Annotated in this window: 23 protein-coding genes; 3 read left to right on the top strand and 20 right to left on the bottom strand. The window is 37.4% G+C overall.

What is annotated here, in order from left to right:
• Positions 1-311: 311 nt before the first annotated feature.
• Positions 312-1,196: a nucleotidyltransferase-like protein gene (locus ACIQ1H_RS20715; RefSeq protein WP_402891575.1), complete on the bottom strand. Its 885-nt coding sequence runs from the start codon at positions 1,194-1,196 to the stop codon at positions 312-314.
• 149 nt (positions 1,197-1,345) lie between these two features.
• Between ACIQ1H_RS20715 and ACIQ1H_RS20710 the strand changes: the two genes are divergently transcribed.
• On the top strand, positions 1,346-1,699 hold the full coding sequence (locus ACIQ1H_RS20710; RefSeq protein ID WP_173479549.1) for a YgzB family protein: 354 nt from the start codon (positions 1,346-1,348) through the stop codon (positions 1,697-1,699).
• A gap of 65 nt (positions 1,700-1,764) precedes the next feature.
• On the opposite strand, the gene ACIQ1H_RS20705 is transcribed toward ACIQ1H_RS20710, so the two are convergent.
• From ACIQ1H_RS20705 to bcp, 4 genes are all read right to left on the bottom strand, one after another.
• Positions 1,765-2,130: a hypothetical protein gene (locus tag ACIQ1H_RS20705; protein WP_402891572.1), complete on the bottom strand. Its 366-nt coding sequence runs from the start codon at positions 2,128-2,130 to the stop codon at positions 1,765-1,767.
• Between the two features lie 236 nt (positions 2,131-2,366).
• Positions 2,367-2,810 carry a peroxide-responsive transcriptional repressor PerR gene (gene perR, locus ACIQ1H_RS20700; RefSeq protein ID WP_173479551.1) on the bottom strand — a complete coding sequence of 148 codons (444 nt, stop codon included), beginning with the start codon at positions 2,808-2,810 and terminating at the stop codon, positions 2,367-2,369.
• Between the two features lie 116 nt (positions 2,811-2,926).
• On the bottom strand, positions 2,927-3,871 hold the full coding sequence (locus ACIQ1H_RS20695) for a D-2-hydroxyacid dehydrogenase (protein ID WP_402891570.1): 945 nt from the start codon (positions 3,869-3,871) through the stop codon (positions 2,927-2,929).
• The gene (gene bcp, locus ACIQ1H_RS20690) at positions 3,868-4,344 is read right to left on the bottom strand and encodes a thioredoxin-dependent thiol peroxidase (protein ID WP_173479553.1); all 477 of its coding nucleotides are present in this window, start codon (positions 4,342-4,344) and stop codon (positions 3,868-3,870) included. The genes ACIQ1H_RS20695 and bcp overlap by 4 nt, the downstream gene beginning before the upstream one ends.
• Positions 4,345-4,475: 131 nt before the next feature.
• Here bcp and ACIQ1H_RS20685 point away from each other — a divergent pair, with 131 nt between their 5' ends.
• Complete coding sequence (locus tag ACIQ1H_RS20685) at positions 4,476-5,762, top strand: glutamate-1-semialdehyde 2,1-aminomutase (protein WP_402891568.1); 1,287 nt, start codon at positions 4,476-4,478, stop codon at positions 5,760-5,762.
• A 168-nt stretch (positions 5,763-5,930) separates the two neighbouring features.
• Here ACIQ1H_RS20685 and ACIQ1H_RS20680 read toward each other — a convergent pair whose 3' ends face one another.
• The gene (locus tag ACIQ1H_RS20680) at positions 5,931-6,428 is read right to left on the bottom strand and encodes a phosphoribosylanthranilate isomerase (protein ID WP_402891566.1); all 498 of its coding nucleotides are present in this window, start codon (positions 6,426-6,428) and stop codon (positions 5,931-5,933) included.
• A 508-nt stretch (positions 6,429-6,936) separates the two neighbouring features.
• Between ACIQ1H_RS20680 and ACIQ1H_RS20675 the strand changes: the two genes are divergently transcribed.
• Positions 6,937-8,025 (top strand): FUSC family protein, encoded by a 1,089-nt coding sequence (locus ACIQ1H_RS20675; protein WP_402891563.1) that lies wholly within the window; start codon positions 6,937-6,939, stop codon positions 8,023-8,025.
• Positions 8,026-8,172: 147 nt separating this feature from the next.
• Here ACIQ1H_RS20675 and ACIQ1H_RS20670 read toward each other — a convergent pair whose 3' ends face one another.
• The 14 genes from ACIQ1H_RS20670 to ACIQ1H_RS20605 form a co-directional block, all read right to left on the bottom strand.
• Entirely contained in the window at positions 8,173-9,213 is a 1,041-nt protein-coding gene (locus ACIQ1H_RS20670; RefSeq protein ID WP_402891560.1) for a toxic anion resistance protein, read from the bottom strand.
• 22 nt (positions 9,214-9,235) lie between these two features.
• Entirely contained in the window at positions 9,236-10,867 is a 1,632-nt protein-coding gene (locus ACIQ1H_RS20665; protein WP_402891557.1) for a YceG family protein, read from the bottom strand.
• Between the two features lie 20 nt (positions 10,868-10,887).
• Entirely contained in the window at positions 10,888-11,706 is an 819-nt protein-coding gene (locus ACIQ1H_RS20660) for an HAD family hydrolase (RefSeq protein ID WP_402891554.1), read from the bottom strand.
• A gap of 12 nt (positions 11,707-11,718) precedes the next feature.
• Positions 11,719-12,819 (bottom strand): cysteine protease StiP family protein, encoded by a 1,101-nt coding sequence (locus tag ACIQ1H_RS20655; protein ID WP_402891551.1) that lies wholly within the window; start codon positions 12,817-12,819, stop codon positions 11,719-11,721.
• On the bottom strand, positions 12,819-14,180 hold the full coding sequence (locus ACIQ1H_RS20650; protein ID WP_402891548.1) for a phosphoribosyltransferase family protein: 1,362 nt from the start codon (positions 14,178-14,180) through the stop codon (positions 12,819-12,821). The genes ACIQ1H_RS20655 and ACIQ1H_RS20650 overlap by 1 nt, the downstream gene beginning before the upstream one ends.
• Positions 14,137-15,351, bottom strand: coding sequence for an HpcH/HpaI aldolase/citrate lyase family protein (locus ACIQ1H_RS20645; RefSeq protein WP_402891545.1), 1,215 nt, complete (start codon positions 15,349-15,351; stop codon positions 14,137-14,139). Before ACIQ1H_RS20645 ends, ACIQ1H_RS20650 begins: the two co-directional genes overlap by 44 nt.
• A 150-nt stretch (positions 15,352-15,501) precedes the next feature.
• Positions 15,502-16,077 carry a TerD family protein gene (locus ACIQ1H_RS20640; protein WP_139859559.1) on the bottom strand — a complete coding sequence of 192 codons (576 nt, stop codon included), beginning with the start codon at positions 16,075-16,077 and terminating at the stop codon, positions 15,502-15,504.
• Positions 16,078-16,113: 36 nt separating this feature from the next.
• Positions 16,114-16,695 (bottom strand): TerD family protein, encoded by a 582-nt coding sequence (locus ACIQ1H_RS20635; RefSeq protein ID WP_139859557.1) that lies wholly within the window; start codon positions 16,693-16,695, stop codon positions 16,114-16,116.
• Between the two features lie 24 nt (positions 16,696-16,719).
• Positions 16,720-17,334: a TerD family protein gene (locus ACIQ1H_RS20630; RefSeq protein ID WP_173479556.1), complete on the bottom strand. Its 615-nt coding sequence runs from the start codon at positions 17,332-17,334 to the stop codon at positions 16,720-16,722.
• A 441-nt stretch (positions 17,335-17,775) separates the two neighbouring features.
• Positions 17,776-18,669, bottom strand: a complete 894-nt coding sequence (gene nikC / locus ACIQ1H_RS20625; protein ID WP_173479557.1) for a nickel transporter permease — start codon at positions 18,667-18,669, stop codon at positions 17,776-17,778.
• A 15-nt stretch (positions 18,670-18,684) separates the two neighbouring features.
• A complete protein-coding gene (locus tag ACIQ1H_RS20620; RefSeq protein ID WP_173479558.1) occupies positions 18,685-19,689 on the bottom strand; it encodes an ABC transporter permease in 1,005 nt (334 codons plus the stop codon).
• Between the two features lie 248 nt (positions 19,690-19,937).
• Entirely contained in the window at positions 19,938-21,554 is a 1,617-nt protein-coding gene (locus ACIQ1H_RS20615) for an ABC transporter substrate-binding protein (RefSeq protein WP_173479559.1), read from the bottom strand.
• Positions 21,555-21,585: 31 nt separating this feature from the next.
• The gene (locus ACIQ1H_RS20610; protein ID WP_402891540.1) at positions 21,586-22,566 is read right to left on the bottom strand and encodes an ABC transporter ATP-binding protein; all 981 of its coding nucleotides are present in this window, start codon (positions 22,564-22,566) and stop codon (positions 21,586-21,588) included.
• Positions 22,541-23,554, bottom strand: a complete 1,014-nt coding sequence (locus ACIQ1H_RS20605) for an ABC transporter ATP-binding protein (protein WP_173479561.1) — start codon at positions 23,552-23,554, stop codon at positions 22,541-22,543. Before ACIQ1H_RS20605 ends, ACIQ1H_RS20610 begins: the two co-directional genes overlap by 26 nt.
• Positions 23,555-23,703 lie beyond the last annotated feature (149 nt).

Genomic DNA, 23,703 nt, shown 5'->3' with positions numbered 1-23,703 from the left:
ATTTTGATGTCCAAAATTTTGTTTTGTTCACTAACGAAGTTAGCTACTAAAAACTATATTGATTACGTTTTGCTTGTTCAGTTTTCAAGGTTCATATTGTTTGTCGTTTTTCAGCGACTTCTTTATAATAACATCTCACTCATTTTGTGTCAACAACTTTTATAAAGTTTTTTCACTCGATTTTCTAAGTGTTTTTGTTATGTCTTAGCGACAATTAATATAATACAATATCAATATATTAATCGTCAATACTTTTTTTGAAAAAATATCGAGGTATTTTTTATACCTCGATTACTAGCATACTATATGGCTTATTTAAATTCTATAGACTCTTTGTTCACCTTATAGTGTCGGTGGAAAATCATTTCGCTTTTTGCAACGACAGGCTCAATAAGAATGTAGCCTTTATCAACTAAATACTCTACAAATACTTCTAAGTCTACGGAATAGTTCACAAGCTCATGATGATCATGTAATTCTTGAATCGTCCATGTCTCTTTTGTTTGCATTACTTCTAATATATGTTGAGCTCCATCCTGTGTTCGTGAATGAATTAAAAACTCACTTGCCAAAAATAAAAGCTCTAATCGCTTTTCAATTGGCTCACTGCTCATAACAAGTTCTTCATATAACTTATAAATAGCAGGCTCTATCTTTTTCACTTGCGCCCATACTGTAACTTCTGGATATAACCCACTGTCTATAATGGACAATCGCCCTAAGTGATGCAAAGAATCCACAACATGATTGTAGGCATCTAAATAGCTTCCCTTATCAAAATATTCTTTTCCTTCTAAATAGCGTCGAATTAACTTTGAAAATTGAATACCCGTCTTAATTTTCCTACCGCTGAACGGAAACTCTTGTAGTTCAATTTTTAATTTATGAAGGAATTCATTACGATCAAACAACACTCTACCAAAGAAAATCCAATCAACTACTTTTTTGTTAGAGCCAATTAGTAACCACTTGCGTAACAATTTTTCTGTAACAGTATGTAAGGCTACCTTATTCCCATCATATAAATAATGCTTTGAGAAAACAGGTTGCTCCGCTTCCTTTACAATAATGAGTAATATGGTATCGAATGTGTCAGTAACATTACTTTGTTCCTCACGCTTCTCCATTAAAATGACACCTAACGTATTAGACTGACTCGCACGTTCTTGATATATTGGGCGCAAAACTTGCTCCATGTTCAGTCCTCCTCTATTTGTTATATGACTTTATTTCGTTAAAATTTCGACATACTCTGAAAGTATTCCTTCTTTGCCTTTTAGTCAAAACTAAAATACTTTGTTCTTATATGTTATAGTAGATTTTAGATTGGGAGGCAAGATATTGTATGAAACCTTACAAAAGTAAAATTAATAAAATCCGTTCTTTTGCATTAGCACTTATTTTTATCGGCTTTGTTGTTATGTATGGGGGAATATTCTTCAAAAACAATCCCATCCTTGTCTTAATCTTCATGACGCTTGGTTTACTATGTATTATCGGTAGTACAGTTGTCTATGCTTGGATCGGACTTCTCTCAACAAGAGCAGTTCAAGTAGAATGCCCAAATTGCCATAAGCATACGAAAGTTTTAGGTCGTGTCGATATGTGCATGTACTGTAACGAACCATTAACACTAGATCCAACACTTGAAGGAAAAGAGTTCGATCAATCTTATAATAACAAAGCAAAAAATTCCTAGCCCCATATAAGAGCTAGGAATTTTTTTAGTATTATAACCACTACTATTAATAGTAATAAACCGAATTATATGCTCACTATATATTTAGAAATTTGTTTTTCCTTTTGACCAGCTATGCCAGTTTTAAAAAAATTTTGCTGGTGCTGTCTGTCATCGAACGATTTAATCATTTGCGCTACTAACTTTTGCGTAATCATATCGTTGATGTCACCAGAGGATTGATCTTGTATTTCATGTTTTGGAATTTTCACTTCTCTAACAATTACTTTTTCACCATTTTCCTTCGTTACTATATGACGTACATAACCATTCTCTTTTATTATTTCGTAGGTTGCTTTTCTTTTTTTGTTTGCTAAAAATAAATTGTCAGACAATCGTTCTTCTTTTTTTACTGTACTAAAGTAATTACTACTCCCTAATTGTACATTCATTAAATCCCTCCTAATTAATTGTTTTAAGAGATACTTGTTTAATAAGCTACAACCTCGACGCAGTATAATAAAAAGCCCTTCACCTTCGTGTCATCACCCATATTATTAATATCGAAAATTTCCAGTCTGTTTTAAGAGCATTTCTCGCACTCCATAATAAAAAGCAAGCGAGCTAATTGCCCACTTGCTTTTTAAACGTTTTCATTCATACGCTTGCGTAAAAACTCCAAGAAAACTTATTGTACTTTCGCTGCTACATCTTTACATGCTGGACACGTACCATAAATCTCTAGACGGTGTGTATGCACATCAAAGTCTGTTACTTGTGAGGCGAAGTGTTCGATTTCATCTAAACCTGGGTAATGGAAATCGACAATTTTACCACAGCATTCACAAATCATATGATAGTGATCATTTGTAACAAAATCAAAACGGCTAGAGGCATCCCCATAAGTCAGCTCTTTCACTAACCCTACTTCACGGAAAACACGTAAATTATTGTAGACAGTTGCCACACTCATATTTGGAAATTTTCCTTCAAGCGCTTTATAAATTTCATCCGCAGTTGGATGTGTCATCGATTGAATTAAATATTCTAAAATAGCATGACGCTGAGGAGTAATGCGTACACCAGTTGTTTTTAACGTGTCAAGTGCATCCTGTAAATGCGGTATAGACATCGTCATGCACCCCTTTTCATAAGTATTATTAATTTATAATTGTTACAATTAGTGTATCGAATTAAGCTAACATCTGTCAACTTTCGTCCTATGCATCAGCTAAATTAAATTACTTTTTAATATCCTCTCGATAGATCCACGACATTTTCTAGTGCTGTCTCGCCATTTAACCATTTTGTCAAACTCGGCTTAAAAATAGCTAAGCTTCTTTCTACATAGCGAGAAGAATGACTTGAAACATGCGGAGATACTATGACATTTGGACATGTCCATAATGGACTATTTGCACTAAGTGGTTCTTTTTCAAACACATCTAATACGGCATAGCCTATTTCACCTGTTTCCATAGCATGAATAAGAACCTTTTCATCTACTAAATTTCCACGTCCAAAATTCATGAAAATGGCATCGTTTTTCATTGCACTAAAATGCTCTTCCTTCAATAAATGCGTAGTTTCTTCGGTTTTTGGCAATACGGAAATAACGATATCTGCCTTTGGCAAAGCTTCTGTTAGCTGAGTGAAACTTACCATCTCATCCATATGAGGCGCAGCTTTACCAGAACGGTTACAGCCAATTGTCGTTACACCAAATGCTTGTAATAAGCGACCTACTTCCGAGCCGATCGCTCCAGGTCCTAGTATAAGGGCTGTATTATCTCTTAATTCCGTTTGCTTCCCTTTCTTCGACCATTCTTTTTTCTTTTGATGCTCATATAACCATGGTAATGCACGCTTAATGGCTAAAATATGAGCAAGCATCGACTCAGCCATAGGTGATTTATGAATACCTCGTACATTAGATACTAAAATCCCCCGATCAATAATTGCTTGAGCAGGCATTTTTTCTACTCCTGCAGAAGCAACGAAAATCCATTTTAGTTTCGTAGCATACTGCATATTATCATCATTTAAATCTTCGCCATATGTAACTAGTACATCTGCTTTTTGAAGTTCATCCGTAGATAAACCATTTTCAAAAACGAAATCACATTGTGAAAATTCTTCTACTAACGGTTCACGTAAATCGGGTCTTGGTTCAAATGTAAAATAAATTCTCATGAATGTTCCTCCTGATTTGCTAAATATGTGTACACTTCTTCGATATGATTTTTCACGCGTACTTTGCGCCACGCTTTTATAAGATTACCAGCTGTATCAATTAAAAAGGTTGAACGTTCAATTCCCATATATTCGCGTCCATACATTTTCTTTAATACCCAAACGCCATAAGCCTCCGCTACAGCATGATCCTCATCCACTAAAAGGGAAAAAGGCAGCCCATGCTTATCAATAAATTTTGTATGCTTTTGGGCATTATCAGGGCTCACGCCTAATACAACAGCATTTAACTGGCTAAAGTCTTCATGCTTATCGCGGAAATCACATGCTTCTGTTGTACAACCTGGTGTCATGTCTTTCGGATAAAAATACAAAATGACATTTTTGCCCCTAAAATCTGCTAATTGCACATGCTCCCCTTTGTCATTAACAAGTGAAAAATTCGGTGCTTTCTGTCCTTCTACTAATGTCATAACAATCTCCTCCTTTTGCATTTCTTATTTTACTCTAAGTAACAAATCAAGTCATATCCCTTATTTTCTTTGGATTTCTTACACTGATAGGTCTACAATAGGTTAAGTATAATTACTTAGGAGGCATAGTTATGAATCACTCAAAATCTGAAGCAGTACACGCAGAAGCGCTTTTACATATCGTTGGTGGTGTGAACAGCCCTTCTCGTTCATATAAAGCAGTCGGTGGGGGCTCACCCGTTGCAATGGCTCGAGGAAAAGGCGCTTATTTTTGGGATGTTGACGGCAACCGTTATATTGATTATTTAGCTGCATACGGTCCACTTGTTACAGGTCATGGCCATCCACATATTGCAAAGGCGATTTCTAATGCCGCTGAAAACGGTACATTATTTGGTACGCCAACTGAATACGAGGTCACTTTTGCTAAAATGCTAAAAGAAGCCATCCCTTCAATGGATAAAGTACGCTTTAACAATTCAGGTACAGAAGCAGTGATGACAACTATCCGTGTTGCTCGTGCCTATACTGGCCGTACAAAAATTATGAAGTTTGCTGGCTGCTACCACGGACACTTTGACTTAGTATTAGTAGCGGCTGGCTCTGGTCCAGCTACATTAGGCACACCAGATTCAGCAGGTGTAACGACTGCAACAGCAGAAGAAGTCATTACCGTACCATTTAACAATCCCCAAGCATTTACAGAAGCGATGGAAACATGGGGCGACCAAATCGCTGCGATTTTAATTGAACCAATCGTAGGAAACTTCGGTATTGTTGAACCGAACCCTGGATTTTTACAATTAGTGCATGCAACAGCGAAAGAAAAAGGTGCACTGACAATTTATGATGAAGTGATTACGGCATTCCGATTCCATTACGGTGGTGCACAGACACTACTCGGTTTAACGCCAGACCTTACTGCACTAGGAAAAGTTATTGGCGGTGGTTTACCAATCGGCGCTTACGGTGGTCGTAAAGAAATTATGGATACAGTTGCTCCACTTGGACCAGCATACCAAGCAGGGACAATGGCTGGGAACCCTGCATCGATGCAAGCGGGTATAGCTTGCTTAGAAGTATTAGCCACTCCAGGTGTTTACGATGAAATGGATCGACTTGGTGCGATTTTAGAAGAAGGTATTTTAACTGCTGCCAAAAAGCATGGCGTAACGATTACTTTAAATCGTCTAAAGGGTGCACTAACGATTTACTTTACAGATGTGAAAGTTGAAAACTATGAGCAAGCCGAAAATTCTGACGGAGAAATTTTCGGTCGATTCTTTAAACTAATGCTTGGACAAGGCATTAACCTCGCACCATCTAAATATGAAGCATGGTTTTTAACAACTGAGCATACAGAAGCAGATATTCGAGAAACAATCGAAGCTGTCGACTATGCATTTTCTCAACTTTAAGAAACCATAAAGTACGTTATAATGTCCAACAACATATAGCTAAAAAAGAAAGGATAGATGAAACGGGTGGATACCTGCTTACATCTATCCTTTTTGTACAGCAATCAAATTTACTGCTACGCCAATTTTGTTATCTCTTCAATTAAAGCACTTATTAGGACAATTAAATTAGCATCCCATGTTTTTTAAGAAATCTATTTTTATCAAATCTTTATTATTATTTTTGTCTGCTCTATAACTATCCTTAGATGAGGCCTTGTAAACATATAAATATTGCGCAGGATTTAATAAGTAATATTTGACCTCTTCCTTTTGCTGCATTTCTAAATCATCTAATTGTACTCCTGCGAAATTTGGTAAAGTGTCAATAATACCGAACTGAACTGATAGCCCCTCTTTAGTGAATTCATGTTCATGTAAATCAATTAAGCTATATGCCATTGATTCCATGATTTTCACAATATCAATCCAGTTATGTATGGATATTTCAGGGGGAACTTCCCACCCTCTTTTATCTCCAGGTACATGAATATCTAAGTCTTGAGCTTCCCAATTTTCCCCTGTAACTACTTCTAAGCCAACCGAACCCATTAACAATGGAATAATTTTAATTTCATTTAGTTTTTTAGCTATTTTAATAAACTCATTAAATTTTTGATTATTCATTTAACCCTCCAATTTTCATCTCCAAAATTTCACATATGCCATCTAGTACCTTCAAAAAGATTATATTCGTTAAATAGTGACTACTGTTTGCAACAATTAATCTTTATGCTAATGCCATTGTCGACAACTTTATGTATGTTCGTTGTACACTTTCAACACGATTATTTGGTTTCAATTTACGAAAATTTGTTTAATATTAAAGGGAGGGTTGACATTTTTGCTGTTCCCTTTCTGCTTGTAGATTAAACAATGTTGTGCATGATTAGTAGAAGGCAACTTTTTTATATTATGATATACAAATCTATGTATTTTCTAAGAACTTCCTTCTATAATGTAAAGAAGCATTCATTACGACTCAGCATAATGGTATCCAGATTTTTGTGAGCTTTCTTAAAAAAGCTACTTTTAAATTCTGTGACTTGCGCAGAGACCTTTAACTTGATTAAGTCTCACTTTTAAAAGAGGAGCCAAGTTAAAAATATTAGACAGAAAGGACATCGATTTTATTATGAAATTAGGTGCCCGTGTATTTAAAACTGGCGTAGCTATTGTCTTTGCACTATTTGTTGCAGAGCTTCTGCAATTACCAACTCCAGTTTTTGCTGGAATTGCAGCAATCTTTGCGATTCAGCCATCTATTTATCGCTCTTATCAAACGATCGTTGAACAAGTACAAGCAAATATTATCGGAGCTTCCATTGCCGTAATCTTCGGTTTACTTTTCGGCCATCACGTCGTGGCTGTAGGTATTGCTGTCATTATCGCAATAGGATTGATGTTAAAATTCAAGCTTGAAAAATCACTTTCTCTAGCACTTGTTTCCGTTGTCGCTATTATGGAGATTCAAGGTGATGACTTTCTTACATTTAGTTTATTTCGCTTTCTTACAATTTTAGTTGGGGTTTTAGCAGCATTTGTTGTAAATCTTGTGTTTTTACCACCAAAATACGAAGTAAAGCTTTTCCGTAAAATTTACTTTTTACAGGATGATATTATTCGCTGGACGAGATTAGCTGTTCGTCAAGCGTCTGAGCATACTTCTACTAAAACTGCTTTAAACAAATTTAGAGAACGTATGCTTAGAGTCGATACACTCTATGAGTTTTTCAAGGAAGAACGAAATTATTTTAAAAACAAAAAATACATTAAAGCAAGAAAATTAGTGGTTTACCGTCAAATGATTACGACTTCAAAAAAGAGTCTAGAATTGTTACATCGACTGCATAAACATGAAAACGAATTAGCGCATTTACCGACACAATTCCATTTAATGATTCAAGAGCGTCTAGACTTCCTGCTTACCTACCATGAGCAGCTGTTGCTAAAATATACAGGGAAATTAAAGCCTGAGCATTCCGAATGGAGCACACATATCGACTACATTCAACGCAATCAGTTAATGGAAATCTTTATCCATCAAGTGACATATGCACACCAAGAAGGCGATACAGAATTTTCGAGCTATCACCTTTTATATATTTTGTCGCGGATTTTAGATTACGAGGAAAATTTAGAGCACTTAGATACATTAATCGTGTCATATCAAAGCTATCACGGCCAAGAAATCAACTTGGAAATCGAAGAAGAGTTTATTTAGGTGCCAGGCACTCACACAATTTTGAACTGTGGGAACGCACCTAATGTAAGCTGCAACTAGCGGCGCTTACATCGTGCCCGCGGAAAGCGTACCAGGCACTCACACAATTATTAAAAAAGCTGACACCTTAATATGGTGTCAGCTTTTTTAAGCTTCATTATTTAATGCCATTAGTTGTTGCTCTATTTGTTGACGCTTCGTTGCTTGTTCCGCACGTAACTGACGATAACTTGTAATACCAGTAACGATCGTTTCCCACATTTCTTCGAGCGTCATTGTCGACTCACTTTGTTGAGCATATTCCACACTTTGTAAAACAGCATGACTATTGTTTTCACCAAATTGCTTCATACGCTTTTCAAAAGCAGCAGCAGATTCTTGTTGTAGCTGTTGTCGCTTTTCATTCACCGCATTCATAATCCCCATTTTAAAAACAGGAATTGTCGTGACAAACGCTCCATTGATTTGCTCCATTAACTCGCTATTGCCATTGCGTAGCATATCCATTTGGGTTGCCCCTAAAATCGCTACCAATCTCGATTTCTCAAGCTCATCAATTTTTTGGGCACATGTTTCGGCAATTGCTTGTAACGTTGTAAGCTCCATTTTTGCAATTTGATTGCCCGCTTCACTTTGTCTTTCATACATTGGAATTAATGTTGACTTTATCTCATCTAGTTTCATCTCAGCGGCAACGATATATTTTTCAAGCTCCATGTAATAAGTCAAATTTTCGTTATAAAGTCGAGCTAGCATTCGATTATCATTTGCCAATGCTTCTTCCATTAGGACAAATTGATAATGTACTTTTTCAATATCTCTTCCAAGAACATTATATTTAGCATATAAATCTTCGTTATTTTTCGGCTTCCTTTTAAACAATCTCCCTAAAAAGCCTTGTTGTTCAATGACTTCCTTTTTATCAAACTTAGACATTAGGGCTTCGAGCTGCTTTAATAATTCGTTGGATTCATTTACTTTTGAATGGGCAATCGTTCTTAAAATTTGGTCTGAAAAACGTGAAAGTTTAACTGCTGGCTCCTTACCGAGCTCCGTCAATTCAAGCTTGTTTTTTATATTGATTTGGTTTGCAATATGCTGTACTTCTGGACTATGACATAGCTGTTGTTTTGTTTGTTCTGCTGTTTCAGTTGTTAATCGTTCAAGTACAATCGCTCTACTTGACATTATGTTCCTCCTTTCCTAGCCGTCAGAAGAAACGGTTAAATAATTTTTTAATCATTTTATCAGGCTTTGACTTTTGTTGCTTTGGCTCTTCAAATTGTAAGTCAAACACCATATGCTCTAAACGATGTCCATCAAACGTATCCTCTAGCAAATGTTTTTCTAAATCAAGCTTGCCTGTTGGATTGTAAAAAATAATATCTACACCAAAACGATTTAAAAACGCTAATAAAGCAATATCTTCACGAGATAATACTGGCTGCTGTGGTGCTTGATAGAGCACTAGCTTTGGCACTTCCTGAGCATAATCAAAACTTTGTAATAAGCGCAATATGTCCTTTGGAATCATCGTCATTTGCTTAAATATAAATAATTGCAAATCATACTGTGATTCATTTGGCTGCAGTTTAAGCATAGGCTGCTCACAGGACGTTTTAATTGTATGAGCAATTGCTGATTGTAGCTCCAATGTCAAATCCTCATATTGCCACCAATCACTTTGCATAATCCGCTCCGTAGATAGTTCACCATTCACTAAACAATGCTGATAATGAAAATGAAAATTAGCTCTACTCGTTTTCGCATATGGAAACGCCTGCACAAATACCGTTTGTGGGCTTGCAAGCAATCGATGCATATTTCCCCAATATTCTTCACGGTTACTAGATACGCCACTAACTTTTGCGAAAATTACTGGAATGATGACTTCATCTTTAAGCACCTCAAATTTCGGACGAACCATCGCCTTTTCATTTTCATAAATAAAAATATCATCATATGTCATACGTAGTGTTAGTGAACGCGGCAAATGGTCTTTAAATTGCCATGGTCGATAAACACCCGAATGCTGGTCATGCATTAATTGTTCAAAATGTTGGCTAGAGCTATAGCCCACTGTTGCTTGACGATCTCGTAATTTATCAGGGAATGGCTGTAGCGTTGTTTGACTTACATAGGAGTGCGTAACAGAAAATGCATCTGTTGAATCCACTGTAGCAAATTCATCAATCGCCGCTGGATGGAAGATTAACACATCGCAACCAAGCTCCATTAATAATAGGAGGAAATAGCGCTGACTAATTGTTGTTTCACCATACCAAATGACCTTCGGGAAATCATCTGTCGGCTTCATCGCTTTTGTCCACTGAATCCAATGGTTTTTTAACCACTTCACCATATCAATTAAAAAGCGTCGAAAGTCATTCGCTAGTAATCCAAGTGATTGCTGATCTCTGAAGCGCTCCACTACTCGCATCGTCACGAGCTGCAAATGACGATTCATCGAAGGATCATCATGCTTAGGAATAAGTTGGTGACCATACATCATGGCAATTAGTCGATTAATCGACAAGCCTTTAGGGGATTGCTGATGTTGCTCTATAATCGTTTGCAATGCCTGAAAATCCTTTTGCTCAATATGTTTATTTAATTCTTCGCTTAAAATATGGATATTTGGATTTTGTGACATTGTATATAAAGAATTAAAATATTCATCTTCTTCTAGCGGGACACCTAATATACGTACAGCAATACGACTAAAACGAACGTGTTGTTCTGTCACCTCGTAAACTGCTCGCACATTAGCTGCATCTTGGAAGGCTTGTAGCCAATCATAAGAATCTCTTTCTAATACTGATTCAATTGTGACTGTTTGCATACAAGCATCACCTCCTTACATCATACTTCCACAATTGGTTGCATGGCAGCCAATTGTAAAACATCTTCCAATAAATATTTTGTAAATGCTTCACCACTATGTGCCGAATATAGGGTGTTCTTTAGTATTTGTGGTTGTTTGTCTTTTAAGTCACCGTGCGCTGGCGTGTAGCCTTTATCTGCCAAAGCGAGCATTCCATAATCCATTATGGAATCACCCGCTGCCAAGTGCATAGTATATGTACAATGCTCCTTCAAATACGAAATTGCGGCTTCTTTTGTAAGCACTTTTGGCATAAAGTACAATTTTCGTCCTTGCAAGAGTACATGCCAACCATGTACCGCAAAGTCTTGAATCATTGCCTGCACATCGTCATGCTGCAAAATATGGCAATCCACATAATGTACATAAAATAACTCATCAACATAGAACGATTGTTGAAGCCAACATTGTGATTTTATGTTATTAAATTGGCGTACTAAATCTGCTTGCGGAATGGAAGAATCTTCAATTCGTTTGCGTAAAATTTTGGTCCATTCCACATTAGGGCGTCCTTGTTCTATTATTGTACCCCCATTACTCGTAATTGCAAAAGTAGGACACAACTCTTTTATTGCATATATTCGTTCATATTGATGTAATGCACGTGTTGTAACAGGTACGAATAATGTTTGTTGGTGAACTTGTTGCAATAATGACATTGTTACTTCTGTCATCATACTAAGTCCTTCCCCATTTTTCCGCTCAACCGTAATTGGGGCTGTATTGGGTGGATACTTATCCATCATGCGCTGAGAGTAAATAAGCGTACGATCTAAATCAGATGTAAATAGTAGCATGTCTTCTCTCCTCTACACTTCTTTTATTAAGCCACAGCATGCATAGGACATTTGTGGATATTCCTCAATTTCAACATTCTTTTCCTTTGCTAAAAGTAAAATGTGTGCTAATTCGTGCACATAGGTAGGGTTAATTAATATTTTCCATGGGACTCTGCGAAGTAATACCCGTGTTGTTTCTCCAACTCCTGGCTTCACAAAGTTACTATTTGTTATGCCATAATGTTGTTGAATTGCAATAACCGATTCCAACCCTTTCCACGTAATAGTAGAAGGTATTCGTTCTTGAAGCTGTTGCTCTACATCTTTCTCAACTTGTAAAAAATAGGCGCTAATACGATCAATATACAAATTGGAAACATCCGCATGCTGAAGTTCTTTATAAAATTTCGCTCCGTGAAAGTCATTTACATCCATAAACTGTGCATTCCATACTGTGCGGCTAACTAAGCCTGACACAGTTGAATTTAAACATGCCGATGGTATTAAAAAATCAGCACGTGTACCATAGATTGCAGCACAATGGCCTGGGTCAGCAAGCACCGCTAGTGTCGCATCCAATTGTTCATTATTTTGCTCATTATAGCTTTCACAAGCTTGTTGTAATTCTCTCGTAATCGCGCCTTTCCCTGTCCATCCATCAATAAATTGTATTTGTGCAAGTGGGTGCTGAGAATATATGTATCGTATAGCGTAGTCATCAATACCCCGACCTCGGAGAATCGACATCGTATAGTGCGGAACGCTCACGTTATAATGCATTTTTATATAACGTTTAATTAAAATGCCAATAGGTGTTCCTGCTCTCGCTAAACTAACAAGCACTAAATTATCTAAGCCTCTACGCTCTACAATTTGTTGTGCTACTAATCCAACCGCAAGCGCAATACGTTGTGCATAATCATCTAACGTTTGATAAAACAGCTTCATATACGCTTCAGAAGGAAGATACTCTACTGGCAACATTTCTGAATAGTGGGTACCCGATTGAATAAGTCGCTCACGCTGTTCATTAGCTATTTCTAAGTGAATGTTACTAATATCTCGTAGTAAAAAGACAACATCTTCTGCAGAATAGCTTCCCATTTTATCTGGTTGCTTCATCTCAGGCATTATTCAGTCCCCCATTCATGCATACAAATCACATATATATTTGCGTTACTAACAGATTTTAATGCATGTACTGCCCGTGCTACTACCTCTTCATTGGCTATACGTTCTACGACTAAAAAAAGTTCCGAATAAGAATGGCTATTTAAATTGTATAAGTAATTTTCTACACCATTATTTTCTGGACTTTCGAAAGCAATTTTTTCTGTTATTGTATAGGATGGATTATTTGCACAATAAATTGGGCTACGTGTCGTCGCTTGGAAATAAACATCCTCTCCTAAACAACTCGCTATTTGCATAGGCACATACATAAACTCTCCTGTACCAATAACTAGTGCTGGTCCCCCTGTACGAAGGGTACGTAACTGGTTTGCGATCGTTTGATACATCTTTTTATGTACCACATGTTGCTCAGTCGTTAGCATTAACCGACCTGTTGCTAATATATACGGAGCCTTATTTATCACACCGTTTTCAGCGATAGAATAGTAATGCTTCTGTGCACCTGTTTCATTCGCCGAAAGCAACTTCATTTCTGTTGTTGCTTGCGATGTAATTTGTACCTGATGATTTGTTAATAGTGGTGTACCCTGACAAATAAATTGACCACTCATAATCGATACAAAATCAATCGTTATCCCCCACTTAGCTTCTAGCTCCGCAAACATTGCTTGTTGCTGTGGAGAACGCCAATCTAAAATCGATAAAACGGAATAACGCTCAACAGTAGGAAATTTTTGGCGTAGTGTTTCAATAATGTTGACCACTGTATTGCCCGTTGTTATTTCATCATCAATTAGCACAATCTGTTTTGCCTGAAGTAATTTTTCAGGTTGCTCACAGTACACGCGATGACTCGTCGCATGTGAATGTTCTTCTTCGAAAGTGACAAATGGCTCGAGCTCTGGCAGTAGTTCTCGCGTCGTATGGACATACGTTGCATTGGACTTAAAAGCATTAAAAACTGCATGCCCAAGAGCTGTTGCCGTTTCAGCAAAGCCGATAAATAAAACTTCCTTCGATAGCTCCAGTCTTTGCTCCTCTACTTGCTGTAAAACCTCTTGCATGTTTTGCTGTTTTTGTATTGCCTGTACAACTGGCTGTACGAATAAAGATTCACGACCAACCAGTTTTTCATGATACATCATTGCTAAAAGAGTACCAGTAAGAATTGGCACTTGTGGTCGAACTGCTAAATGTTTACCAAGGACAGTACTAACAAATAAAAATTGTCTCTTTTTATTAATACGTGTCGCCATTTTAAATAAATCCGTCATAGCAAAATTATAAAGGTTTTGGGTAATCTTGATATCAATATTATAATCTTGAATAATGTTCAACTTGTTGTTGAGTTTCGTCATCCGTATTTCCTCCTACACTTGCATTCAATAATAGAGAGGCAAAATCTGCAGATTCATTGTATACACCATATATATGTGCTTGGCGTAAAACTTTCTGTGCCCATCTCATATGTGGCTTCATTTCATTCATTTTATTGGCATACTGGCTTTTTAAAACACCCTTTTGCCCTTCATTATCAATAATACTAGTGGCATCTACAAATTCTTCATAAGAGACAACATACAGTGCATGGACAATACGAATGTGACTGGGATGTATAATTGTTTTACCTAAAATGCCATTTTGTCTATCTAAAATTACTTCCTTCATTAAGCCATCCAAATAATCATCAAGTAATGCCTTACGTGCATATAAAGCTCCCTTTTCGCTGAAAGGTGTTGCTCTTAGCGTTGGTTTCAATACCCGTTCATTGCTGAAATATTCCCATACTGGTCCAGAAATAACAAAGTCCTCATCCTCACGACCAAGTACATTGACGATATCTGCAATGCAGTCTCGAATAACGGCTATATCATAAATTGTTGAGTCTACTCGGCGACGAATTCCATAAATCCCGCAAAAGTCAGTAGCACCGATCCGTACATTAAGTACACGTTTTCTGTATCGATGCAACACATCTTTAATTGCAAATAAAGCTTCCATTCGAGACTCTTTGTATAAAATATCTCGGCTTTCTAAAATAGGCATCCCATACAATGTTAGCTGATGCTGTTCAATTGTTTGCTCCAGCAATTCAAAGTAGGCAGCTCCTTGGATAGCTGTAAACTTAGGAAATACGTAACCCGTAAGCACTTCCTGTCGCTTTCCTAATACGGAAGTCAACAGTCTAAATTGCTCAACGCTTCGCACACGAATAAATAGTAGCGGCAAATCTTCAAGTAAAATTTCGTTATGGACATAAAGTGTGTAGAGAGCACTTATATCTTCAATTATTTTTTGCTCACAGCTCGCTAACTCTGCGTCCCCAACTGCATCCTCTAAATCTATGACAAACGATTTTAAATCTTGATATTTTTGTGATTGTACCATGCCAATAATGTTAGGCTTAGATGCAGGCATATATAACGTTGCACCTAATGCATACGATAAAATATCAGGTGAATCTAGTTTTGTAAATGTGCGTGGTCGTTGATAAAAAATCGTCTCCGCTTCTGTTGCAAAATATTGCATCTAATTCTCTCCCTCATCAAAGAATGATCTTTGTAAAAAAGGCACTGCATCAACCTGTTTATACAGACTAATACAGTGCCTTCCGTTAAGTTCATCATGATATAAATTAATGCCTACTAGTGGCCACTATTGATATCCATCTTCCTTTTATTACTCTAGACCATAAGCATTGATTAACGAAGCGAGCCCACCTTGATAGCCAGAGCCAACAGCGGCAAATTTCCATTCGCCATTATGTCGGTATAGCTCACAAAATACGACCGCAGTTTCAATACTGAAGTCTTCTGCTAAATCATAGCGAAGCACTTCTGAACCAGATTCTTCGTTCGTTAAACGAACATATGCATTAAGAACTTGGCCGAAATTTTGACGACGACCTTCAGCATCATAAATTGTCACTGTTATAACAATCTTTTCAATTTGAGGGGATACTTGCTTTAAGTTCACAAGAATTTTTTCATCGTCTCCGTCACCTAAACCAGTACGGTTATCACCCATATGCTGGACAGATTTATCAGGACTTGTTAGATTATTGTAGAAAATAAAGTCTTGTTCATTCCGGCATTTTCCGGATGCATCCAATAAAAATACAGATGCATCTAAGTCAAAGTCACTTCCTCCATCGAATTGTTTAACATCCCAGCCTAAACCAATCCCTACATTATTTAAGCCTGGATCCTGTTTCATTAAATCAATGCGTTGTCCTTTACTTAACTGAATACCCATTAGAAAAAAACTCCCATTCTCGTGTAAGTTAAACCGTTAGTTTACGCTTAAGCCATAATCATTACAAAGTGCAGCTAAACCGCCTTGGTATCCAGCACCAATCGCGTTAAATTTCCATTCTCCATTGTGACGGTATAGTTCGCCTACCACTACAGCCGTTTCAATACTAAAGTCTTCACCTAAATCATAGCGAATAATTTCTTCATTTGTAGCAGCATTTATAATGCGAATAAATGCGTTAGACACCATACCAAAGTTTTGGCTACGTGCTTCTGCGTCATGGATTGTAACTGTGAAAGCTAAGCGTTGAACATGTGCAGGTATTTCTTTTAACGAAACTTTAACAATTTCGTCATCCCCTTCGCCAACTCCTGTTAAGTTATCGCCAGAGTGTTCAACAGAACCATTACCACCAATAGTATTGTTGTAGAAGATGAAGTCATTTTGATCTGCTACTTTACCTGTATCCGCAAGTAAAAAAATGGAGGAATCTAAATCAAAATCATGTCCACCATCATATTTGTTTGTATCCCAACCTAAACCTACAATTACATTCGATAAACCTGGGTTTGTTTTTGTTAAATCTACCTTTTGACCTTTTTGTAATGAAATACCCATTTGTATTCCTCCTCAAATTTATAATTATTGATATCTTCGAACTACATCACCAAGTTTTACATCATTTGTACCGTTACCAATAGCAGCAAATTTCCATTCGTTACCGTGACGATAAATTTCACCACACACTAGTGTTGTTAAATTCGAGTAATCATCAGATAAATTATAACGAATTAGTTCATTGCCTGTCTTGTCATCGTACACGCGAATATACGCATTTTGAATCATACCGAAGTGTTGCTTACGTCCAGCTGCATCATAAATGTTCACGACAAATACTAATTTATTATATTGAGCAGGCACTGCTCCTAGCTCAACAGTAATTACTTCGTCATCACCAGCACCGTCTCCTGTTAAGTTATCACCAGAATGGATAACAGATCCACATTTACTTGCTAATTTGCCGAAGTAAACTACATCATCTCCTGCAACGATACGATCATCTTGCAACATTAAAACTGAGGAATCACAGTCAACATCTCTACCTGCTGTTTTACCACTTGAAAATAAGCCACCTAAAAAGCCACCGCTTTTTGCTTGGCTTACAGGGTCCCACCCTAAGCCAACTTTAATTTTATTTAAACCAGCATTCCCTTTTGTTAAATCTACACGCTGTCCCTTTTGTAAATTGATCCCCATTTTTAATGACCTCCTTAATTGAATGTACCTCTGCTGAAAAAATACTAACAATATCTAATATGTTTATTAACTAATTTTATCCAATTATAAAACTAATAGTAAAGGGGTTTTCCACTAAGTGATAGCCCTTTGCTATAAATCATAGATTTTTATAGAAAGTTTATAGCATAACGATTAATCCATACATATTTTCCTAATCAACACGGCTTGTTACAGCATAAACTTTTAAATACGTTAGGTTTACGCTTCTTGTAACCCTCCATTAAAGAGCAGTAGTTACGTCAATAAAGTATGTATGTCAGCATAAATTAAGTCTAAAATAATATTACATAAAATTCAAATAATGGCTCCAGGATGAAATTGTAAATTTTTATTTACGATATTTATTCATCTTAACAATTAAAAAACCTTCTAACTTTTCAGTAGAAGGCTATTTTAATATTAGTTTTTCATTTTTGGATCAAGCGCATCTCGCAAACCATCACCCATTAAGTTAAAGCCGAGTACAGTTAACATAATCGCCAACCCTGGGAAAATCATTGTCCATGGCGCTTTTAATAAGTAGATTCGAGCATCCGCAAGCATTTTTCCCCATTCGGGTGCTGGCGCCTGTGCCCCTAATCCTAAGAAACCTAGTGCAGCAGCTTCAATAATTGCTGTTGCAATTGCTAATGTTCCTTGTACAATAATTGGTGTCATCGAGTTTGGTAAAATATGAGAAAATAAAATACGCGAATCTCGCATTCCTATTGCTTTTGCTGCGACAATATATTCCTCTTCTTTTACACTTAACACTTTTGACCGAATTAGCCGTCCAAAGTTTGGTACGTTAATAATGGCAATCGCAATTAAAGCATTTTGTAATGACGGCCCAAGTACAGCCACTACAGCAATTGCTAATAAAATACTAGGAAACGCCAACATAATATCAAAGATTCGAGAGATAATTGTATCAATCCATTTTCCATAATAACCTGCAAGAATTCCAAGTGTACTTCCGACAATTACCGAAAGAATAACGGCAAAAAATCCGATCCTTAACGATATACGTGCACCATGAATAATCCGAGAAAAAATATCCCGCCCAAAGTCATCTGTTCCAAACCAATGCGCACTTGAAGGTGCCAATAAGCGTTTTGATAAATCCTGTTCATTAATTCCTTGTGGTGCAATGTACGGACCAAATACAGCAAGAAGTATAAAAAATACTACAATCCCAGCACCAACTAGGGAGATTTTACTTTTTTTAAAGCTACGCCAGCCTTCTCTCCAAGGACCTGCCGCACGCTCTCGACTTGCTACTGCTTCTTTTTTTATATCTATCGCACCAGTCATTATCGCATCTCCCTCCTATTTATATTTAATGCGTGGATCTATCACTGTATAAAGTAGATCGACAATTAAATTAATCATAATGAAAATAAACGCAACGATTAAAATACCTGATTGGATAACTGGATAATCACGGAAGCCAATGGCATCGTAAATATAACGACCAATACCTGGCCAACTGAAGATGGTTTCTGTTAAAATGGCACCACCAAGCAGTAACCCTGTTTGTAAACCAATTACTGTTAACACTGGAATAACTGCGTTTTTCAGTGCGTGTTTATAAACAACGATAAACATTTTTTGTCCTTTTGCTCTAGCTGTACGAACATAATCGGAGCGCATAACCTCCAGCATGGAAGAGCGAGTAATTCTTGCAATAATCGCCATTGGAATTGTAGCAAGTGCCACCCCTGGTAATACTAAACGTTTTAACACTTCCGTAAACTGATCAAATCTCCCTTGAAGAAGTGTATCGAGCAAATAAAAATGCGTAATGGCGGTTATAGGGTCACGGACATTATCACGTCCCGATGTTGGGAACCATCCAAGGTTTATACTAAACGCCCATTGTTCCATTAAACCTAGCCAAAAGACTGGCACAGATACCCCAATTAAGGCAATGACCATCGCTACATAATCAAACCATGAATTTTGGAACCAAGCTGAAATAATACCTGCATTGACTCCAACAACAATTGCAATAATCATTGCAAATAAGGCTAATTCTGCTGTTGCCGCTAAATAAGGAAATATCTCTTGTGACACAGGTAACTTTGTACGCAATGAAACACCTAAATCGCCCTGAAAAATACCACCTAAATAGCCAAAATATTGTGTGTACCATGGCTTGTCTAATCCTAAACTTGCGTTTAATGCCTCAACCGCCTCTTTCGTCGCCTGCTGACCTAAAATCACTTGCGCGGGGTTACCAGGAATTAAACGAATTAACATAAAGACGATAAAAGTCATTCCAAGCAAAACTGGGATTAATTGAAATAAACGCCTTCCCATATAGTGAAGCATCTTTTTCACCTCTCTGTAATTTTCTAATTATACTTTTGCTATGAAAAGCATTGAAGTCTATACACATACTGTAGAAAGGGACAGCCTTCAACAAACGATAGCCGTTTAGATAGTTTGTCTTTCATACAGAAAAACGGGTTGCGACCAACATAGTCACAACCCGTTTTTACAACGCTAGACAAAGTCCAAAGCTGTAAAAATCTTGTTACGTCACTATGAGTAAGCGACAATTTTCATTTCTCTATTGTCTAATTCATATCTACTGCTTCTAAACGGTCAGAGCCAGTTGGATGTGCATGGTAATTTGAAACTTTTGTACTTGCAGCTAAAATAGGAATTGAGTGTGCAAGTGGAACCCATGGAGCATCCTCAGAAATGATTGCTTGCGCTTGTTTGTAAAGTTCAATACGTTTGTCTTCATTTACTTCTGTTTGTGCAGCAACAAATAATTTGTGTAACTCTTGGTTGTCATAGAACGTGTAGTTATTTGAGCCGATATTATCAGCGTCTAATAATGTGTAAAGGAAGTTGTCTGCATCGCCGTTATCACCTGTCCAACCAAGTAAGAACGCATCCGCTTCACCATTTTGAGCTTTTTCTAAATACGTTGCCCATTCGAATGAAACAATTTTAGATGGAATGCCTACATCAGCTAAATTCTTTTGAATAGCTTCTGCAATTTTTTGTCCATCTGGCATATAAGGACGTGGTACTGGCATTGCCCATAATTCAATTTCTTTACCGTCATAGCCTGCTTCTTTTAGTAATGCTTTTGCTTTTTCAGGATCATATGCGTACCCTGTAATATCATCGTTGTAGCCAGCAATAACTGGTGGCATTGGGTTTTTCGCAGGCTGAGCTAATCCTTCATAGAAAGCATCAACTAACGCTTGCTTATCAATTGCATAGTTTACTGCTTGACGAACTTTCACATTATCAAATGGTGGGCGTGTTACTGTTAAACCAAGGTAACCAACGTTCATAGAAGGACGTTCGATTAATTGTAAATCACCATTTGATTCGATTGACCCTTTATCAGATGGACTTAATCCATCGACAACATCTACCTCGCCGTTATTTAGTGCATTTAAGCGAGCAGAGTTATCAGGAATCGAACGGAAAATTACTTTATCTAATTTCGGGAATCCTGCAACACGATAGTCAGGATTTTTCTCAATTGTAATAGAATCATTACGTGTCCAACTTACAAATTTGAATGGACCTGTTCCTACTGGCTTATCGATAAGCGCATCGTCATTTGCTTCAAATGCACTTGGAGAAGCAATGGCAAATGGTGACATTGCTAAGTTTTTCAAGAATGGTGCTTGTGGCTGCTTCAGTTTGAATACAACCGTTGAATCGCCTTCTGCTGTAATTGATTCAATTACTTGCTCACCGCCCATTGTGAATTGGGACATGAAGTACGGGAACTTATCAGCGCCAGCTTTCCAGCGCTCGAAATTTTTCACAACTGCCTCTGCGTTAAAATCAGAACCATCGTGGAACTTTACACCTTCTTCAAGTTGGAATGTGTAAGTTAGTCCATCTTCTGAAGCTTCCCAAGATTTTGCCAAACCTGGATGCAATGTAACATCTTCATCTCCAAAGTTAATAAGTGTTTCATAGATATTCACTGTAACTTTAAAAGATTCACCTTCTGTTACTGTTGCAGGGTCAAGTGCAGTGGAATCCCCACCTCGACCATATACTAATGTTTTTTCACTGCCGTTAGCTGAATCACCGCCAGTAGACGTATCTTTTGAACCTGTATCCTTGCCATCAGAGCCACCACTACACGCAGCTAAGATTGTCGAGAGAACAAGGATTAGCATGACGCCTAATGACCAAAGCTTCTTTTTCTTCATTTAATTTCCCCCTAAAACTTTTTTATATCATTTAATGTTGAAGTGCATCATAAAGATGACAAGCAACATAATGACCCTGTTTCACTTCTTGCAGTTTCGGAACAACGCTTGAGCATTGCTCTTTCTTAAATGGACATCTCGTATGGAATGCACAACCGCTTGGCGGATTAGATGCACTCGGAATATCCCCAGATATAATTAGCTGCTCACGTTCAAAAGTTGGATCAGGCACAGGAACTGAAGATAATAATGCCTGCGTATATGGGTGGAGCGGCTCTGCATATAAATTCTCACTATCTGTTAACTCGACTAACTTGCCTAAATACATAACTCCGACACGATTACTAATATGCCGAACAACCCCTAAGTCATGTGAGATAAAAATATAAGTAAGCTTTAATTCCCTCTGCAATGTTTGCATTAGATTTAAAACTTGAGCTTGAATCGATACATCCAGTGCTGAAACAGGCTCGTCCGCAATAATAAGACGAGGATTGGTCATTAGCGCACGAGCAATGCCAATACGCTGTCTTTGACCTCCACTAAATTGATGTGGATAACGTTTTGCGTGATATTCATTTAAGCCAACGATTTCAAGAAGCTCAATGACTTTCTTTTTTCGTTCTTTGGAATTGCCCATACCATGTACAATGAGCGGTTCCTCTAAAATCTTGCCAATCGTATGGCGTGGATTTAACGAAGCATAAGGATCTTGGAAAATCATTTGGATATCTCTTCGCGCTTTCCGCATTTCATTGTTGGACAATGTGGATATCATTTTGCCTCCAAATTCAATGTTACCTGCCGTCGGCTCAAGCAAGCGCATTAATAGGCGACCTGTTGTTGACTTGCCACATCCCGATTCACCTACGATACCTAATGTTTCGCCTTCAAATACTTCAAAGGAAACATCGTCTACAGCTTTTACATCGCCAACCTGTGTATTAAGAAAGCCTTTCCGAATAGGAAAATACTTTTTTAAACCATCAACCTTCAACAACACTTTCGACATATTGAACCACCTCCTGTTCTTCCAATAAAAAGCACCTTGCCTTATGTTGCGCTGTCGCTTCATATAAAGGTGGTGTTTCCTGTAAGCAGCGCTCCATCGCAAATTCACAGCGTGCTGCAAATCGACAGCCGTCTTTAATCGTGCCTGGCTTCGGCACACTACCAGGTATCGAATAAAGACTGTCTTTTTTATAACGCATATCTGGTACTGATTTAATGAGTCCTTGTGTATAAGGATGCTTTGGCGTTTTAAAAATTTCTTGTATGGACGCTTCTTCAACAATTTGTCCAGCGTACATAACGATAACGCGTTCGCAAGTTTCTGCTACAACACCTAAATCATGGGTAATTAATAAAACAGCCGTATTCATCCGCTTGTTCAAATCTTTCATTAGTTGCAAAATTTGCGCTTGAATTGTCACATCCAGCGCTGTTGTCGGTTCGTCGGCAATCAGTACCTTCGGGTCACAGACAAGCGCCATGGCAATCATGACGCGTTGGCGCATCCCACCAGACAATTGATGTGGATAATCCTTTAATAGTTCCTCCGCACGAGGTAACCCTACTAGTTTCATAATTTCTATCGCTCGTGCAAAAGCTTTCTTTTTAGACCACTTAGGATTGTGAATTAAAATAGCCTCTTTCAATTGCTCCCCAATAGTAAATAAAGGGTTTAAGGAAGTCATCGGCTCTTGAAAGATCATCGCCACATCTTTCCCACGAATTTTTTGCATTTGCTTATCAGTTAATTTCGCTAAATTTTTGCCATCTAACAGTACTTGTCCACCTGTGATTTTTCCAGGTGGCGATGGTATTAAGCCCATAATGGACAAAGATGTCACACTTTTACCACTGCCTGATTCTCCAACAATCCCTAAAATTTCCCCTTCATGGACCGAAAAATCAATATCGTCAACGGCAGGAATCTGTCCATCATCTGTGAAAAAGGTTGTTTGTAAACCTTTAATCTCTAACAGCTTTTTTCGCATGTTCAACCGCCCCATCCTACCAATATTTTTTAATTTTACAAATTTATAGTTTATTATATACTAACTATCAATAAATTCTCTATTTTCAGATAATTCTAACTAAATTTCCCCTCTCTTTCAATCATTATTTTTCTACCAATAGCATATAT

Source organism: Lysinibacillus sp. NPDC097279 (assembly GCF_044761745.1).
Classification (GTDB): Bacteria; Bacillota; Bacilli; order Bacillales_A; family Planococcaceae; genus Lysinibacillus.
The sequence above is the reverse complement of the archived record's forward strand: the minus strand, read 5'-3'. Positions and strand labels throughout refer to the sequence as shown.

Coding starts and splice junctions, on each gene's coding strand:
- ACIQ1H_RS20650 (WP_402891548.1), bottom strand. CDS start 14,180: ATGACGAAACTCAACAACAAGTTGAACATTATTCAAGATTATAATATT.
- ACIQ1H_RS20620 (WP_173479558.1), bottom strand. CDS start 19,689: ATGCTTCACTATATGGGAAGGCGTTTATTTCAATTAATCCCAGTTTTG.
- ACIQ1H_RS20705 (WP_402891572.1), bottom strand. CDS start 2,130: ATGAATGTACAATTAGGGAGTAGTAATTACTTTAGTACAGTAAAAAAA.
- ACIQ1H_RS20695 (WP_402891570.1), bottom strand. CDS start 3,871: ATGAGAATTTATTTTACATTTGAACCAAGACCCGATTTACGTGAACCG.
- ACIQ1H_RS20615 (WP_173479559.1), bottom strand. CDS start 21,554: ATGAAGAAAAAGAAGCTTTGGTCATTAGGCGTCATGCTAATCCTTGTT.
- ACIQ1H_RS20630 (WP_173479556.1), bottom strand. CDS start 17,334: ATGGGGATCAATTTACAAAAGGGACAGCGTGTAGATTTAACAAAAGGG.
- ACIQ1H_RS20710 (WP_173479549.1), top strand. CDS start 1,346: ATGAAACCTTACAAAAGTAAAATTAATAAAATCCGTTCTTTTGCATTA.
- ACIQ1H_RS20680 (WP_402891566.1), bottom strand. CDS start 6,428: ATGAATAATCAAAAATTTAATGAGTTTATTAAAATAGCTAAAAAACTA.
- ACIQ1H_RS20685 (WP_402891568.1), top strand. CDS start 4,476: ATGAATCACTCAAAATCTGAAGCAGTACACGCAGAAGCGCTTTTACAT.
- ACIQ1H_RS20640 (WP_139859559.1), bottom strand. CDS start 16,077: ATGGGTATTCAGTTAAGTAAAGGACAACGCATTGATTTAATGAAACAG.
- ACIQ1H_RS20610 (WP_402891540.1), bottom strand. CDS start 22,566: ATGTCGAAAGTGTTGTTGAAGGTTGATGGTTTAAAAAAGTATTTTCCT.
- ACIQ1H_RS20715 (WP_402891575.1), bottom strand. CDS start 1,196: ATGGAGCAAGTTTTGCGCCCAATATATCAAGAACGTGCGAGTCAGTCT.
- ACIQ1H_RS20665 (WP_402891557.1), bottom strand. CDS start 10,867: ATGCAAACAGTCACAATTGAATCAGTATTAGAAAGAGATTCTTATGAT.
- ACIQ1H_RS20635 (WP_139859557.1), bottom strand. CDS start 16,695: ATGGGTATTTCATTACAAAAAGGTCAAAAGGTAGATTTAACAAAAACA.
- ACIQ1H_RS20655 (WP_402891551.1), bottom strand. CDS start 12,819: ATGCCTGAGATGAAGCAACCAGATAAAATGGGAAGCTATTCTGCAGAA.
- perR (WP_173479551.1), bottom strand. CDS start 2,810: ATGTCTATACCGCATTTACAGGATGCACTTGACACGTTAAAAACAACT.
- ACIQ1H_RS20675 (WP_402891563.1), top strand. CDS start 6,937: ATGAAATTAGGTGCCCGTGTATTTAAAACTGGCGTAGCTATTGTCTTT.
- ACIQ1H_RS20670 (WP_402891560.1), bottom strand. CDS start 9,213: ATGTCAAGTAGAGCGATTGTACTTGAACGATTAACAACTGAAACAGCA.
- ACIQ1H_RS20645 (WP_402891545.1), bottom strand. CDS start 15,351: ATGCAATATTTTGCAACAGAAGCGGAGACGATTTTTTATCAACGACCA.
- bcp (WP_173479553.1), bottom strand. CDS start 4,344: ATGACATTAGTAGAAGGACAGAAAGCACCGAATTTTTCACTTGTTAAT.
- ACIQ1H_RS20605 (WP_173479561.1), bottom strand. CDS start 23,554: ATGCGAAAAAAGCTGTTAGAGATTAAAGGTTTACAAACAACCTTTTTC.
- ACIQ1H_RS20660 (WP_402891554.1), bottom strand. CDS start 11,706: ATGCTACTATTTACATCTGATTTAGATCGTACGCTTATTTACTCTCAG.
- nikC (WP_173479557.1), bottom strand. CDS start 18,669: ATGACTGGTGCGATAGATATAAAAAAAGAAGCAGTAGCAAGTCGAGAG.